Origin of the sequence: Shewanella sp. 10N.286.52.C2, from assembly GCF_002874545.1 — a bacterium.
In the GTDB taxonomy this organism is placed as follows: domain Bacteria; phylum Pseudomonadota; class Gammaproteobacteria; order Enterobacterales; family Shewanellaceae; genus Shewanella.
Window position 1 is genome coordinate 12901 of sequence record NZ_MCTV01000017.1, and the last position, 14890, is coordinate 27790.

General features: G+C 40.9%; 12 protein-coding genes and 4 tRNA genes. 12 read left to right on the forward strand and 4 right to left on the reverse strand.

Features of this window, described 5'->3' with window-relative positions; all coding sequences use genetic code 11:
- Nucleotides 1–236: 236 nt before the first annotated feature.
- From BCU94_RS07625 to BCU94_RS07655, 7 genes are all read left to right on the forward strand, one after another.
- Entirely contained in the window at nucleotides 237–833 is a 597-nt protein-coding gene (locus BCU94_RS07625) for a hypothetical protein (RefSeq protein ID WP_102440279.1), read from the forward strand.
- A 264-nt stretch (nucleotides 834–1097) separates the two neighbouring features.
- Complete coding sequence (gene uvrY / locus BCU94_RS07630) at nucleotides 1098–1742, forward strand: UvrY/SirA/GacA family response regulator transcription factor (RefSeq protein ID WP_076539929.1); 645 nt, start codon at nucleotides 1098–1100, stop codon at nucleotides 1740–1742.
- A gap of 51 nt (nucleotides 1743–1793) precedes the next feature.
- Nucleotides 1794–3626: an excinuclease ABC subunit UvrC gene (gene uvrC, locus BCU94_RS07635; protein ID WP_102440277.1), complete on the forward strand. Its 1833-nt coding sequence runs from the start codon at nucleotides 1794–1796 to the stop codon at nucleotides 3624–3626.
- Nucleotides 3627–3671: 45 nt separating this feature from the next.
- Nucleotides 3672–4220: a CDP-diacylglycerol--glycerol-3-phosphate 3-phosphatidyltransferase gene (pgsA, locus tag BCU94_RS07640; RefSeq protein ID WP_076539933.1), complete on the forward strand. Its 549-nt coding sequence runs from the start codon at nucleotides 3672–3674 to the stop codon at nucleotides 4218–4220.
- Between the two features lie 183 nt (nucleotides 4221–4403).
- Nucleotides 4404–4479, forward strand: a tRNA-Gly gene (locus tag BCU94_RS07645).
- 15 nt (nucleotides 4480–4494) lie between these two features.
- Nucleotides 4495–4568, forward strand: a tRNA-Cys gene (locus BCU94_RS07650).
- A gap of 45 nt (nucleotides 4569–4613) precedes the next feature.
- A tRNA-Leu gene (locus tag BCU94_RS07655) sits at nucleotides 4614–4699 on the forward strand.
- 909 nt (nucleotides 4700–5608) lie between these two features.
- Here BCU94_RS07655 and BCU94_RS07660 read toward each other — a convergent pair.
- Nucleotides 5609–6322: an SGNH/GDSL hydrolase family protein gene (locus BCU94_RS07660; protein WP_102440276.1), complete on the reverse strand. Its 714-nt coding sequence runs from the start codon at nucleotides 6320–6322 to the stop codon at nucleotides 5609–5611.
- Between the two features lie 27 nt (nucleotides 6323–6349).
- On the reverse strand, nucleotides 6350–6670 hold the full coding sequence (gene yqfB, locus BCU94_RS07665; protein ID WP_102440275.1) for a N(4)-acetylcytidine aminohydrolase: 321 nt from the start codon (nucleotides 6668–6670) through the stop codon (nucleotides 6350–6352).
- A gap of 140 nt (nucleotides 6671–6810) precedes the next feature.
- Between yqfB and BCU94_RS07670 the strand changes: the two genes are divergently transcribed.
- The 5 genes from BCU94_RS07670 (at nucleotide 6811) to BCU94_RS07690 (ending at nucleotide 12243) form a co-directional block, all read left to right on the forward strand.
- Nucleotides 6811–8190: a leucine-rich repeat-containing protein kinase family protein gene (locus BCU94_RS07670; protein WP_102440274.1), complete on the forward strand. Its 1380-nt coding sequence runs from the start codon at nucleotides 6811–6813 to the stop codon at nucleotides 8188–8190.
- A gap of 60 nt (nucleotides 8191–8250) precedes the next feature.
- The gene (locus BCU94_RS07675; RefSeq protein ID WP_102476060.1) at nucleotides 8251–8838 is read left to right on the forward strand and encodes a uracil-DNA glycosylase family protein; all 588 of its coding nucleotides are present in this window, start codon (nucleotides 8251–8253) and stop codon (nucleotides 8836–8838) included.
- A 203-nt stretch (nucleotides 8839–9041) separates the two neighbouring features.
- Nucleotides 9042–9127, forward strand: a tRNA-Leu gene (locus BCU94_RS07680).
- A 677-nt stretch (nucleotides 9128–9804) separates the two neighbouring features.
- A complete protein-coding gene (locus tag BCU94_RS07685; protein WP_102476061.1) occupies nucleotides 9805–11094 on the forward strand; it encodes a hypothetical protein in 1290 nt (429 codons plus the stop codon).
- Nucleotides 11095–11277: 183 nt separating this feature from the next.
- The gene (locus tag BCU94_RS07690) at nucleotides 11278–12243 is read left to right on the forward strand and encodes a hypothetical protein (protein ID WP_102476062.1); all 966 of its coding nucleotides are present in this window, start codon (nucleotides 11278–11280) and stop codon (nucleotides 12241–12243) included.
- Between the two features lie 322 nt (nucleotides 12244–12565).
- Here the strand turns inward: BCU94_RS07690 and BCU94_RS07695 are convergent, their stop codons facing one another.
- Together BCU94_RS07695 and BCU94_RS07700 are read right to left on the reverse strand one after the other, a co-directional pair.
- Nucleotides 12566–14449 (reverse strand): metallophosphoesterase, encoded by a 1884-nt coding sequence (locus BCU94_RS07695; RefSeq protein WP_102476063.1) that lies wholly within the window; start codon nucleotides 14447–14449, stop codon nucleotides 12566–12568.
- 129 nt (nucleotides 14450–14578) lie between these two features.
- A complete protein-coding gene (locus BCU94_RS07700; RefSeq protein ID WP_076539954.1) occupies nucleotides 14579–14854 on the reverse strand; it encodes an HU family DNA-binding protein in 276 nt (91 codons plus the stop codon).
- Nucleotides 14855–14890 lie beyond the last annotated feature (36 nt).

The following is a 14890-nucleotide window of genomic DNA, read 5'->3' on the forward strand; positions in this document are numbered from 1 at the left end:
AGTGTTTGTCAAAATTTTGCTATGAATTAGGTACTGTTATCGTCAGTTATTGTTGGATTCACAAGCAGTTATTGGCTAAATAAGCCATTTGTGATTTTAAACGATGAATAGCGAGTATGATCCGAATATAAGCGGCTCATATTCTTGATGTGCCGTTAAATGCTGTCATTAAATACACTCGATAATTGCTATGGCTAAATACATATCGCAATACTTGTTCAACAGAGGAAATATCAATGTCTAATACGCTTTTCAGTAAAAAAATGCTGCTGGCTGCGGTTATGCTTCCAGCACTGTTAACCGGCTGTGCTACAGGTGATACACCAGAGGCTAAAAAAGCCAATGCCCGCAAGGAAACCCAAGCCGCATTGCAAGAAATTTATGCTGAGCACAATGAAGCTAAAGCTGCGGTAGCGAGCTCTGTGGGATATGTCGTGTGCACTGGCAGCAATAGTTACTTATTTGCATTATCAACCGGTGGCGGTGTTTGCGTACTCACCTCTAAAGGCCAAAACTCCTATTACCGTTTTGCAACCGGAGGCGTCGGTGCTGGCATTGGCTGGAAGCAAATGGCATTCGTGCAAGCATTTATGAATAATAATGCTATGACACGTTTTAAAGAGTCAGGCTATGAAGGCCAAGCTCAAGCAGAAGCGAGCGCTAAATATGAAGACAGTGGCGATCAAGCTTCAGCTAACCAATCAGTTGATGTAACAGGTGTAAAAACCTATCAAGTTAACTTAATGGGCGCCGCAGCTCAGGCAACCGTACAAGGTTATAAGTATTGGGAAACCGATTTTTCTGATGATTTCATGGAAAATAGTGAAGACTAATTTTTTCTAATGACTTGAAGCACAAAAAATTAAAAGCCGTAGTAGGCAACTGCTACGGTTTTTTGTAGGTTGTTATATTTGTATATCGCAACAGTCTAATAATTAACCGCCAACAGGGGCTAGTTGTTAGTGGTTGCATAAGGAGTGAACAATTATGCCATTATTGTGGTTAATATTGCTTTGCGATACTCGTTCAATAGGCTAAATTACAACGGTAAGGATATGATAAAAATTCAGGAAGAATACGCTTAAGGTGGGTTGAAGTTGATTTCAGTATATTTAGTTGATGATCATGAGCTAGTGAGAACCGGTATTCGACGTTTATTGGAAGATGAGCGTGGTATAAAAGTGGTTGGCGAAGCGCCGGATGGCGAAACCGCCGTGCAGTGGTCACGTCAAAATGAAGCTGATGTTATTTTGATGGATATGAACATGCCCGGTATGGGCGGTTTAGAAGCGACCCGTAAAATTTTACGTTATCAACCTGAAGCTAAAATCATCGTATTAACCGTACAAACTGAAGACCCTTTTCCTACCAAAGTCATGCAAGCTGGCGCCTCTGGTTATTTAACCAAAGGGGCAACACAGCCTGAGGTATTAAGAGCCATTCAGCAGGTATCTCGGGGGCAACGTTATTTATCTCCAGAGATTGCACAGCAAATGGCCTTGAGTCAGTTTAGTCATACAGACGAAAACCCTTTTAGCAGCCTGTCAGAACGTGAGCTTCAAATTATGTTGATGATCACCAATGGTGAAAAAGTCAACGACATTTCTGAAAAGCTCAATTTAAGCCCGAAAACCGTTAACAGTTATCGCTATCGTTTATTTGCCAAGTTGAATATTGGTGGTGATGTAGAGTTGACCCGTTTGGCGATTCGCTACAAAATGCTTGATGCCAGTTCTTTTTAGTTAATAGGTGTTGAATCAAACTGGTATTTCACACCTATTTTAGGATAGTTGATGCCATCTCGTTTTAATCCAAAGTTATTTCTCAAGAATGTTTCTTCTTCGCCAGGTGTTTATCGGATGTACGATGACAAGGGCGAAGTCATTTATGTTGGTAAAGCAAAAGATCTTAAAAAGCGCTTATCATCTTATTTCAGAGCCAATATTCCCCATGTAAAAACTCAAGCATTAGTGGCGCGTATTGCCAATATTGATGTCACACTGACCCACAGTGAAACCGATGCGTTATTGCTCGAAAATGATTACATCAAGCAATACATGCCCAAATACAATGTATTGCTGCGTGATGACAAATCCTATCCTTACATTTTGCTCAGTGGCCATAAGCATCCACGACTTGCTTATCACCGTGGCCCTAAGCGTGAAAAAGGCCATTATTTTGGCCCATATCCAAATGGCGGTGCAGTTAGAGAAAGCTTACATCTGATGCAAAAGCTGTTTCCTATTCGTCAGTGTGATGATCTTTATTATAAGTCGCGCTCTCGACCTTGCTTGCAGTATCAATTAGATCGCTGCAGTGCACCCTGTGTTGGTCGCGTAAGCGATGATGAATATTCCGAGCAAGTGAAATTAGCCAGCCTGTTTTTAAAAGGCAAAGATCAGCAAGTGATCAGTGAGCTAGTGGTGAAGATGGATAAGGCTGCCAATGAGCTAGAGTACGAACATGCAGCGCAATTTCGCGATCAAATCACCGCCCTAAGGCGAGTGGCTGAGCAGCAAGAAGTGTCTAATCACAAAGGCGATATGGACGTGATAGGGGTACATTACGCATCAGGTATCGTTTGTTTTCATTTATTATTTATACGAGATGGTAAAATCTTTGGCAGTCGCAGCTATTATCCAACCGTGCCAGCACAAACTGAGCTTGAAGAAGTACTCGTCTCTTTTATGGGGCAGTTTTATTTAAATGCCGACATCCAGCGCACAATTCCTAAAGAAGTATTATTAAGTCACTCCTTTGAAGAACTAACTAGATTACAACAAACTATATCTGCGGCATTAGAACGAAAGTTTGAAATCAAAACACATGTCAGAGGTGAGCGAGCAAACTTTTTACGCCTAGCACTAACCAATGCCACCAATGCGGTTAATACGCGCCTGTCCCACAAAAATACCGTTGAGCAGCGCTTTCAATTATTAGAAGAAGCATTAGAGCTAGGTCACCCAATCCAGCGGATGGAATGTTTTGATATCAGCCATACCATGGGCGAAAGTACCGTTGCCTCTTGTGTGGTGTTTAACCGTGAGGGGCCTCACAAGTCCGATTATCGCCGCTACAATATTAATGGCATTACCGGTGGTGATGACTATGCTGCCATGGAACAAGCCTTAAGTCGCCGATTTGATAAAATTGATAGCAAGGGTAAGGTGCCAGATATTGTATTTATTGATGGTGGTTTAGGCCAGTTACGTATTGCACAGCAAATAGTTGATGAAAAATGTGTGCATTTAGATAATGCGCCTTTACTGATCGGGGTAACGAAAGGCGAAGGTCGTAAAGCAGGGCTTGAAACCTTTGTGTTTGGTGGCTCGGAAGATACCTTTGAATTACCCAGTGATTCACCAGCATTTCATTTAATTTTGCATATCCGTGATGAGTCCCACCGCTTTGCAATTACAGGCCATAGAAATAAGCGCCAGAAAACCCGAAATACATCGACGCTAGAATCCATTGCTGGTGTGGGGCCTAAACGGCGCAAACTATTGTTACAACATTTGGGCGGTATTCAAGAAGTGAAGGGCGCAAGTGTCGCTGAATTAACAAAAGTTCCTGGAATTAGCCTAGAAATGGCACAAACAATCCATGATGCATTGCGAGGGGGATAAAATTAAGGCAAGATTGGCGCTGCTTCTGACTATTTGGTTTCGTTCATGCCTTTTAATTTACCTATAGCATTAACTTTATTTCGGCTTGTTTTATTGCCGGTATTTGTTGTTGTGTTTTATCTTCCCTATTCGTGGGCCCCTTTTGCTTCGGCATTTATCTTTTGGCTTGCTGCGGTAACTGATGCGTTAGACGGTTATGCGGCGCGAAAATTAAAGCAGTCGACTCGCTTTGGTGCTTTTCTTGACCCGGTTGCCGATAAAATAATGGTGACCACGGCGTTAGTATTACTAGTGCAGCAAAATGATAATATTTATCTAACCTTAGCGGCATTATTCATGATCGGCCGAGAAATTGTGATTTCTGCGCTACGTGAATGGATGGCAGAAATCGGTAAACGCGGTGTTGTCGCAGTATCATGGATTGGTAAATACAAAACGGCGGCGCAAATGGCGGCGATTGTTGGTTTGATCTGGCAGCCGAATGAATTTTTGACCGATGTGGCTTATGGCTTGTTTTATATTGCTGCAGTGCTGACTTTCTGGTCGATGATGAGCTATATTTCTGCAGCATGGAAAGACTTAACGGCTGAGTAGCGCAATAAAACTTCAATACGTTTACTTAGTGTTCACTCAGTTAATTTTGTTGAAAACAGCAATTGACACCGGCACTGAAATCGGTAGAATGCACCCCCGTAGACAAGGATGCTTCGGCTTATAACCAAAAGGTTTTAGCTACAAGACATCAGGTTTATTTGAAAAGATAAACAAATGATTTACGCGACATTAGCTCAGTTGGTAGAGCGATACCTTGCCAAGGTATAGGTCATCGGTTCGAACCCGATATGTCGCTCCAAATCATGTTTATATCGGCGCGATGGCAGAATGGCTATGCTGCGGATTGCAAATCCGTCGACCTCGGTTCGACTCCGGGTCGCGCCTCCACAAATTTTGTTTAGTTGTTATATTAACAATTAAAACAACACTTATGCCCGAGTGGTGGAATCGGTAGACACAAGGGATTTAAAATCCCTCGCTTAATAGGCGTGCCAGTTCAAGTCTGGCCTCGGGTACCATCATTTACATACGACTTAGTATTAAGGTGTATGGTACAAAAAAGCCTCAACGTAAGTTGGGGCTTTTTTGTATCTGAAATTTGTTGGAATGAATGATTTTACTAAAAAATCCCTCGTCGTTTTAAGATAGGGCGTGCCAGTTCAAGTCTGGCCTCGGGTACCATTATTCTTCTATAAAGCGCTTACATACGACTTAGTATTAAAGAGTATGGTGCGAAAAAGCCTCAACATTAGTTGGGGCTTTTTTGTATCTGAAATTTGTTGGAATGATTTTACTAAAAAAAACCTCGTCGTTCTAAAATAGGGCGTGCCAGTTCAAGTCTGGCCTCGGGTACCATTATTCTTCTATAAAGCGCTTACATACGACTTAGTATTAAAGAGTATGGTGCGAAAAAGCCTCAACATTAGTTGGGGCTTTTTTGTATCTGAAATTTGTTGGAATAAATGATTTTACTAAAAAATTCCTCGTCGTTTTAAGATAGGGCGTGCCAGTTCAAGTCTGGCCTCGGGTACCATTATTCTTCCATAAAGCGCTTACATACGACTTAGTATTAAAGAGTATGGTGCGAAAAAGCCTCAACATTAGTTGGGGCTTTTTTGTGCCTGTAATTCGAGCGTTGGCGAAAGATAAAATCCCTCGTCGTTTTAAGTTGGGGCTTTTTTGTATCTGAAATTTGTTGGAATGATTTTACTAAAAAAAAACTCGTCGTTCTAAAATAGGGCGTGCCAGTTCAAGTCTGGCCTCGGGTACCATTATTCTTCTATAAAGCGTTTATATACGACTTTTAGTATTAAAGAGTATGGTGCGAAAAAGCCTCAACATTAGTTGGGGCTTTTTTGTGTTTGCAATTTGGCTATATCAATTTCATTTCTTAAAGTTATTTTGAAGGGGTGTGGTTGAAGTCTGGCTTACGCTTTCACCTTAATCATGTCGCATGCTTGTTGTCCCCAGTGGGCATAAATAACCTCACTTGGATGAAACCCATCAATGGCCATTGGCGCATCAGCTAACGTCAATTCCATATTAAGTTGTTCGCATGGCAGTGAGCTTGTTTGAACCCAATTAGAAAGAGCTAAGTTGAACTCTCGGCTTCTTGCGCCTAAAAACCACCTAAAAGGCTGTGGTAACGCTGGAAATCGATCCATTGGAGGCACATTAGTAATGATAATTTGTGTTCCACCTAACTTTGATGTGATCAATGCGCACAACTCACTTAATTGTAATATCCATGTTTTTGCCGATATTGGACTCAGCACATCATTTACGCCCAGAGAGATAACAATAACATCTGCTTTTGTTAGCTGATTTTGATGGGTCATGAGTTTGACTTTATTGAGGCAGTTTTGGGTGCTATAGCCACTTTGGGCCACCAGTTGCCAATTGAGCTGATAATCATTAGAGAGCCGCTTAACCATGTTTCCCGCCAGTGCTTGTTGCTGGTGGCTTACCCCTACTCCCGCTGCAGCAGAGTCACCTAGGATCAGTAGCGACAATTGTGGCGAACGGCATGAGGCATTAACGCGCTCGCCGCTTGGCTCTGGTAATTTTATGGTGGTTTTTTTTACCCAAATAGCCTGTACTAAATAAATAGGCCATAAAAATATTAGTGTTAGATAGTGCAATGTTACATTCCTTTGTTATGTGCTTATTTAAGGGGTTACGACCTTAAATTTGATTTCATAAAGCTGTTCAATACCCGGATACACTTCCTGTATTAAGGCTTTTAATACTGCCAAGGGCATATTTTCTTGCTGCGCATGCAAGTCGGTTAATTGTGTAAATGGCACTGTATTAACGGAAATAACCTTGATGTCGCAAAACCATTTATCTTCCTCAAAGGTGGATACGGTTAACGTTTCACCTGCAATAAAGTGGGATTCACTGTCATCGCGTAAGGTAATAGTTTTAGCGCCTGACAGAATGTCTGTTTCAAAGCGGCTGAAAAAAGTGATGCTGTTAAGTGCTGGCATAGTGGCTTTGAGCCTTTATTAATTGCAGGTTTATTGTGCGTTATAGTAAATCAGTTTACTGAGGTTTGCCTTAACTTGTTTATCTGTTTGGCTTATCATGAGCGCCATTGCGACTTACTGCTTATTTTAGGATATTTCCATTGCATACTTTGGCTCAATTACAGTCTGGTGAATTACACCAAAACAAGATAAAACGATTACAGATAGCTGAAGGGTTAACCAGCTTTCCCATGGAAATTATTAAGCTTGCAGATTCCCTTGAAGTGCTTGATTTGTCGAACAACCGTTTATCATCGCTACCTGATGAGTTTGAGCAGTTGCAACAGCTTAAAATTTTATTCCTATCGTTTAATTGTTTTACTGACATCCCAGATGTCATTGCTAAATGCCCAAAGCTTGAAATGATCGGTTTTAAAGCCAATCAAATAACTACAGTTGCCGAAGATTGTTTTCCTGTTGATACCCGCTGGTTAATTCTCACTGACAATAACATTGAGCAATTACCTCAATCCATTGGCAAGCTACATCGACTACAGAAGTTTGCCATGGCAGGCAATAAGCTCAACAATTTGCCGCCATCAATGAGTCAATGTACATCACTAGAGCTATTACGTATTTCAGCCAATGAATTGACTGTTATTCCAGATTGGTTATTCAAACTGCCCAATTTAGCTTGGTTGGCATTTAGTGGCAATCCTATAACAGCGCCTGTTATCAATAGTGATGACGCTGCTGTTAATAGTGGTTGTGCGTTAACGCCAATGGCGCAGTTATCATTAGGGGAGCAATTAGGCCAAGGCGCTTCAGGGGTGATTTATCAAGCACAATGGCAGCAGGACTCTGGCACAGCACTGGACGTAGCGGTGAAAATATTCAGAGGTGCGGTGACATCAGATGGTTACCCAAAAGATGAATTACATTGCTGTTTGCAAGCAGGCTTTCATCCTAATTTAATTGGCGTACTTGGCTTTATTGCTGATGCTGACAATCTTGGTTTAGTCATGGAGCTCATTCCTCAGCGTTATTACAACTTGGGTTTACCGCCGTCACTGGAAACCTGTACTCGCGATACCTTTTGTGATGACATGGATATATCCCTAAGGCAAATCGTCACCGTTATGCGCAGTATGGCAGCTGCGCTAGCCCATTTACATCAACATAAAGTCAGTCATGGCGATATATACGCTCACAACACCATGATTGATAGTGATGCCAATATGCTATTTGGTGATTTTGGCGCAGCAACGGACTTGTCAGCGCTTGCAGTAGAGCAAGCAGCGTATATGCAAGCCATTGAAGTCAGAGCATTAGGTAATATGCTAGATGACGTATTGGGGCATTTTAATGAATTTACAGGCCATGATAATAACCAGCTAAGGTTAGCAACTGCAGATAGTCAGATCATTAGCCAATTAAGCCAAATAGTGTCTAGTTGTTTGCAGGCTGACGTAGCGATGCGACCTCAGTTTATTCATATCCAGCAGCAATTAGCCACCATTCAACAGCAGTTATTGGATTAACAATCGTCGCTTATATTTAGGCCCAGATAGTTAAATTTATAAACAGGATAGGGGAGCGTTATGCCTGCAGCGTCATTAACGTCGTTAGTTGCACAAGTACGTCAATGCCAGCTTTGCCAGCATGCGTTGCCCCATGGCGTTAACCCAGTGATTCAAATTGATCCGCTAGCGCGTATTCTTATTGCTGGGCAAGCTCCAGGCCTTGCGGTGCATAAGTCTGGCATCCCGTTTGATGATAAAAGTGGTGACAGGTTACGAGATTGGTTAGGCATCGACAAAGACACCCTTTACGACCCTAAACAGATTGCGATTTTACCCATGGGCTTTTGTTATCCCGGTAAGGGGAAAAACGGTGATTTAGCGCCAATGAAAATGTGCGCCCAAACGTGGCGGCAACCCTTACTTAACCACTTAACTGATGTGAAGTTAACTTTGCTTATAGGCAAGTATGCTCAAGACTATCACTTGCCAAACAGGCAACAAACGCTGACAGAAACTGTTAAACATTGGCGTAATTTACCCGCGGGCATCATTGCATTGCCTCATCCAAGTCCTCGAAACAATATTTGGTTAGCAAAAAATCCATGGTTTGCTGAAGATTTATTGCCGGTAATAAAATCGACAGTGCAGAATATTTTGCATGCTTAAGTGAAATATTTAATTGAAAGGGCTAATTTAGCTATGTTTTTAGACGAATTGATTGCAAAGTCAGCACTTGAACAATAAGTTTCATTTTTTTATTGATCCATTCTGAAAAACCAGTAAAGTATGCACCAAGTTCAGCGGCAGCAAGCAATTGCAGCAATTGAAAACAGATTTCGTAGCTTGTTTCGACAAGTTACAACAAGTTTGCCCGAGTGGTGGAATCGGTAGACACAAGGGATTTAAAATCCCTCGCTTAATAGGCGTGCCAGTTCAAGTCTGGCCTCGGGTACCATATTACATACGTAAGTATGGTGCAAAAAAGCCTCGACATTAGTCGGGGCTTTTTTGTGTCTGAAATTTGCTCAATGAATGACAAGATATAACAATCCCTCATCGTTTTAAAATAGGGCGTGCCGGTTCAAGTCCGGCCTCGGGTACCATCAGTTTTATTATCAAAAATATACGTCAGTATGGTGCCAAAATGCCTCAACATTAGTTGAGGCTTTTTTGTATCTGAAATTTGCTAAATGAATGACAAGATATAACAATCCCTCATCGTTTTAAAATAGGGCGTGCCGGTTCAAGTCTGACCTTTTTGTATCTGAAGTTTGTGAAATAGTGATATTTGCTCGTTCAAGTCTGGCGAGTACCACGAGTGAACACAGCTAAATTTAGCCGCGTTACATTGAAACTTTGTGTTGAAATCCTGATCCGTATCAGGTGTGTTAAAACGACGAAATCAATCAGATTCATCGACTATTGTTGACGGACTTATTTGAATTGTTCTTGCTAAATTAATGTATTAAATCAATTAGCCATATCGGATTTTTAGACGATAAAAAATCCTCTCAATCAATATCTTTACGTCGCTGGGATGAGTGTTGCCTTTAGCTTTACATATTTGACAGTACACATGCCTCTGCTAAGCTTTTCGATACCCTGAAAGTAAACAAGGTATTATTTACAGGTATGGAAGCAAACAGCAGGAACGACTTAAGTTACCTAGAACGCTTAATGAGATTGTTTACTCATGTGCAACCGGGAGAAGGTAAGTCAACCTTGATGCTCTCCGCTTACGCCTGTTTGCTACTGTTGCTGTATTACATTTTAAAGCCTATCCGTGAAGCACTCATCCTCTCTGAACACACCGCTGAAATACGCACTTACACGATAGCGATTCAAGCATTGGTGTTAATGATATTGGTGCCTTTATACGCTAGCTGGATAAGGACTCAGGGAACGAATGAAATATTGCCCCGAGTCACCTTAGCTGTGGCTGTGAGCTTGTTATTATTCTGGGGGCTTTATTTGTTTAAGGTGCCTATTTCAATCCCTTTCTTCGTTTGGCTAGGTGTGATCAATGTGCTGTTAATTGCCCAGTTCTGGGCCTATGCTGCAGATATTTACAGTCCAGATGAGGGTAAACGCTTGTTTGCTTTTATTGCAGCAGGGGCATCTTTAGGATCATTATTAGGTGCGCAAATTAGCAAACATCTATTTAAGCTTGTTGGCGCTGAAGGCTTGATGCTCGTCGCTGCGGTTTTACTTATCGCGACCATGTGGTTACCCAAATTAATTGGACTGAAATCTAAAAAAAAACAAACAAATGACTACCATGGTCATTCATTCAAAGCAGGTTTTGATACCGTACTGAATAATCGTTACTTGTTGGTGATTGCTGGGTTTGTAGTGTTACTCAACTGTGTGAATACTACAGGAGAATACATTCTGGCCAAATGGGTGCAAATTCATGCGCAGCAGGGAGCCGATGTCAAACTGATTATAGGTGAGTTTTACAGTGACTTTTACACTTGGGTAAACTTATTCAGCATGATAATTCAACTATTACTGGTTTCTCGAATATTCCAGTGGATCCATATACATGGTGCCATTCTAATTTTACCCTTTGTCGCTTTTGTGGGCTATGGATTAGCGACTTTTATCCCTATATTCACCCTATTTAAGCTAATAAAGATTGCTGAAAATAGCATAGATTATTCATTACAAAATACTGCCCGGCATGCACTGTTTCTGCCTTTAAATCAGCAACAAATTTTTGAAGGGAAGACTGTGATCGATGCATTTTGTTGGCGTTTGGGAGATTTGGCTCATGTGGTGATCATCTTTATTGGCCTTAAAGTATTCAAGCTTGATCATTATGAGTTTGCGGCGGTTAATCTGGTGCTTTCCCTGTTTTGGATAATATTGGCATTTAACCTTGCTCGCAAGCATAAGCAATTGGTCAATGAGCATGATTAATACCTGTTTTAATTCTGATGTCTTGCTAAGCGCTAACTAATTTTAAGTAGTTGCATTGTCATAAACGGATTTGTTATCTGTGGCTTAAAGAGCCTAAATATATCGATATAAGTGAAATCCATCGCCCTTAAAAATAGACTTTACCAGCGTGATATCTCATCGATTGAATAGAAGGAGCGCAATATGCAATATTTGAAGATGGCTTTTTTTCTGACGATATATTTAGTCGCTTTCTTGTCTCACGCTGTAACCGTTCCTTTAATCCGAGATGAAACGGTTATCTTTGACTTATTAAATGATGGCGATATTAATCTTTCTAAAAGTGTTGCTAAAGCGTTCACGACAAAAGAAAGTATTATGGAAATTCGCAGGGTAGGTTTAGTCAAAAATAGTGTACAGATACGTGCCGCCTTTCGAGATAAAACAGTAAAAGATTATGCTAGAGGTAACGTTGGTTTAATGTATTACGATAGCTACTACAATGAATTAGCAGCATATATTATTTCAAAATACCTTGGCCTTAATATTATTCCTGCGACAGTGCTTCGAAGTATACCAATAGGGAAAAAAGGGCTAAAACCGAGTAAAAAATTGAGAAAAGGCAGTTTGCAATTATGGGTAGAGAATAGTGTCGTGCTTTACGATTTAACTGCTCTTAGCCTGCCTTACCCGGGATCCGCCGAATATAAAAATCACCAAATAAAAGAAATCAAAACATTCGATTGTATTATTGGCAATGTTGACAGGCATGCTGGCAACCTTTTAGTCGATCTGAATGAAAGATTTGAAGACCCAAATGAAGTGACGGACAGGAAAAAAGCTTATCTTGGTAAAATTTGGGCCATCGATCACTCTAGATCTTTTTATCGAGGGCCTCGGCTAGACATCCGAACTTGTAAGCTAAGTAAGTTAAAGTCAGATGCTATCAGCATGCAGTTTATGCAAGGGATGAGAGATTGGAAAATTGAAGAACTAGAAAAAAGACTCCGAGCGAGTGGTCTATCTGAGCAACAATTAGCTCACCTCAGATTGGAATCTATTGAGCATCGCTTTCAAAAAGTAAAACAACATTTTGAGGAACAGCAGCGAAAGAGTGGCATGACTGATGAAGAATATTACAGCTCGGGGCTTTGGCATCGGGTTTGGTGAAGGTTAAGCGATTAAGTTCGAAGACGGCTTAAAAGATGACATGTCAAACCCGCTGTAATATAGCGCTATTTACAGGGGCTTACAATCTCTTGGTTACAGCCTCAGTAAATCTACAATCATTTAAGTCAATATCAGTATCTTGCCTGTTATCCTCTCTATGAGTTTGGTTAACTCTTTATCTTAATTAGAGTATTTGGCGTTTATGGGCTAGTACAGCGCTTTTGCTTAAGCTCTTATATTGAAAATAAACACGGAATTACTGACAGGTATGGCATAAATCACTTAAGCGGCTTAAGGTAGCGAGCGTAGTTAATGAGGATTTTTACTCATGTTCTGCCAGCTTTTTTAATAACAGATCACGACGTTTGAGTAACGCCTTGATTTGTTTTCTCTTGAGTAGGCCATTAGTGAGTTTATCTAGGCTTTGATAGTCTAAGTTTTTTAATTGATGTTCAATTTTTAGCGAGTGACGCAAACGTGCCGCCTTTAAATATTTTGGTGCGTGTTTGCCAGTTCTAAAGCTTCGAGAGTGGTCTATCATCCACATCATCCAATCCGCTTCTGTATAGAGAATATTGCTTTGGGTTCTATCTACATTGAAAATTAAAATATCAAACATATTCATCAGGCTGGCTTGGTATGACAGAACGCAATACTCGCTTGGATAACGTTCATCCTCGATGCGATTTTTTTCGTTAAAAGTGTCATCTATCCACAATTGTAGCGAGCCCTGTTTATTTTTGATGGTTCGAAGTACCGTTGGCGGGATCATATTCAATCCAAGGTGACGGGCTATCCTGTACGCTGCTATTTCGTATTTATAACTGTCGGTATTGCGATATTTATCTTTAGAGGCATTTCTGGGGATGATATTTTCAGTTTTAAAAATAGCTTTGAAACGCAGTCCGTTATGTTCCAAATAAGCTTTTTTCGACTGTGTCACACCAGTCCCTATAGGCTCAAGTTTAGTGATAATTGCCTGTGTTAATAACTGTTCCCAGTCCTGATAGCTGTGGCCTTGGTAAATCTCACGGTATTGACCATCGTCAACCTCAAAAGGACGCCATTGATTACCATCAAATTGTTGAAGTTCATCTTTGTTAATGGCTAATAACATTGGATTGCCCTGATAATATTTTCGGTACAGTCCAGTGTCAGTATTGATCACCTTGCCCTTCATTCTGCTTTCAAAAACGCGGCTACTCGTGGTTGTGTGACCAATCACCAATTGTTTGGCCTTATAGTGTTGCAAAACGCGATCAAGTATCTCTTCCTCAAAGATTGGATGGCAAAGAGCTGAGCCTCTATACCAGAATTGACTTTCTCCATCGAGGTAAAAAGACTGGCTGAGATTAACAAAGCTTTGGTACAAGGATTTATGTTCGTCAGAGCCTGCAGATAGTAACCGCCGTGCTATTTTTTCTTGGCGACTAAAGAAATCATCAAGGTGACTTAATGCGCCTTGGAGTTTTAATTGCTCAAAAGCTTCCATGTAATCATGTATTACTTTTGCTGATTCGTTGTTTACTTCGGCTAAGGTTGACAGAGGGAACTTGGCAGAAAGTCCACCATGGAGAAATAGCACCTCATTGATCTTTAATATACTGGGCTTGCTCAACAGCCAACGGCCATATTTACCCTTGGTAGAAAAGAGCTGCATATGGCCAAAGTAGCCGGGAGGGTATTCAGTGTTAAAGGTCGATAATAGCGATTGCTGACTCATTCCGGCACTGGTTTCAGTTGCATATGAAAGGTATTGCTGCCAGTAATTTTCGCGTACGTCCGCAGATTCATCATCCAGGTAGTGTTTATATTCATCAGTGGGTACGTAGTTAAGTTCACGGATAAGGTTCATCAATTCATGATTACCCAACACAAGATGTACTGCGCCTCCTGCTGCGGTGGCCTGTTGCTCTAAACGCATAAACAAGTCCATTACTTTGCGGGAGTCAGGGCCTCTATCTAGCAGATCGCCGACACTGACTAGCTGAGTGTCGCCAGCTTGCCAGTTCAGTTGGTCATCGATAATGCCTGCTGCACGAATTAATGTTTCAAATTCACCATAGTCGCCATGGATGTCACCAACAACAATAATTTTTGCTGTTGTTGATAGCTCAAAGCTCTCGTAGGAGGCTGAGGTTTCCTGTAATGGAATAAAAGTGCATAGCAGTAGAACAACACTTATCACAGCATGGTTAAGGTTCATGGTTGAGCGCTGGGTAAGGTGACTTTGACTTTAAGTTTAGAAGATGATTATGAAATGGTGTAGTTATTGGTAAAAGCCTTGCTGCTATTACTAGTAAAACAAGGCCTTTGAAATGGGATTATGGCTTTATTACTGATTGATGAGTTTTTTCAATCCAGGCGCAGCTTTAAAGCTTGGTTGGTTAAATCCTGGAATTTCCATTGCTTCACCGGTTTGTGGGTTGTAGCCATTTTTCGCTAAATGGTAGCGTAATTCAAATGTGCCAAATTGCGGAATGTAAACTTTTTCACCTTCGGTAAGTGCTTTATGGATCTGAGAAACAATTTGATCGATTTGAATTTTCGCTTGAGATTGTGAGATACCGATGTCCGAGGCCATCACTTGCATGAGTTGTTTTTTATTCATATTAACTGCTGTGAAATTAACGTAATAAGTATTGCG

What these genes read in the sequence shown, in the direction of transcription:
- BCU94_RS07625 (WP_102440279.1), top strand. Translation starts at nt 237, where the DNA reads ATGTCTAATACGCTTTTCAGTAAAAAAATGCTGCTGGCTGCGGTTATG.
- uvrC (WP_102440277.1), top strand. Translation starts at nt 1,794, where the DNA reads ATGCCATCTCGTTTTAATCCAAAGTTATTTCTCAAGAATGTTTCTTCT.
- pgsA (WP_076539933.1), top strand. Translation starts at nt 3,672, where the DNA reads ATGCCTTTTAATTTACCTATAGCATTAACTTTATTTCGGCTTGTTTTA.
- yqfB (WP_102440275.1), bottom strand. Translation starts at nt 6,670, where the DNA reads ATGCCAGCACTTAACAGCATCACTTTTTTCAGCCGCTTTGAAACAGAC.
- BCU94_RS07675 (WP_102476060.1), top strand. Translation starts at nt 8,251, where the DNA reads ATGCCTGCAGCGTCATTAACGTCGTTAGTTGCACAAGTACGTCAATGC.
- BCU94_RS07685 (WP_102476061.1), top strand. Translation starts at nt 9,805, where the DNA reads ATGGAAGCAAACAGCAGGAACGACTTAAGTTACCTAGAACGCTTAATG.
- BCU94_RS07690 (WP_102476062.1), top strand. Translation starts at nt 11,278, where the DNA reads ATGCAATATTTGAAGATGGCTTTTTTTCTGACGATATATTTAGTCGCT.
- BCU94_RS07695 (WP_102476063.1), bottom strand. Translation starts at nt 14,449, where the DNA reads ATGAACCTTAACCATGCTGTGATAAGTGTTGTTCTACTGCTATGCACT.
- BCU94_RS07700 (WP_076539954.1), bottom strand. Translation starts at nt 14,854, where the DNA reads ATGAATAAAAAACAACTCATGCAAGTGATGGCCTCGGACATCGGTATC.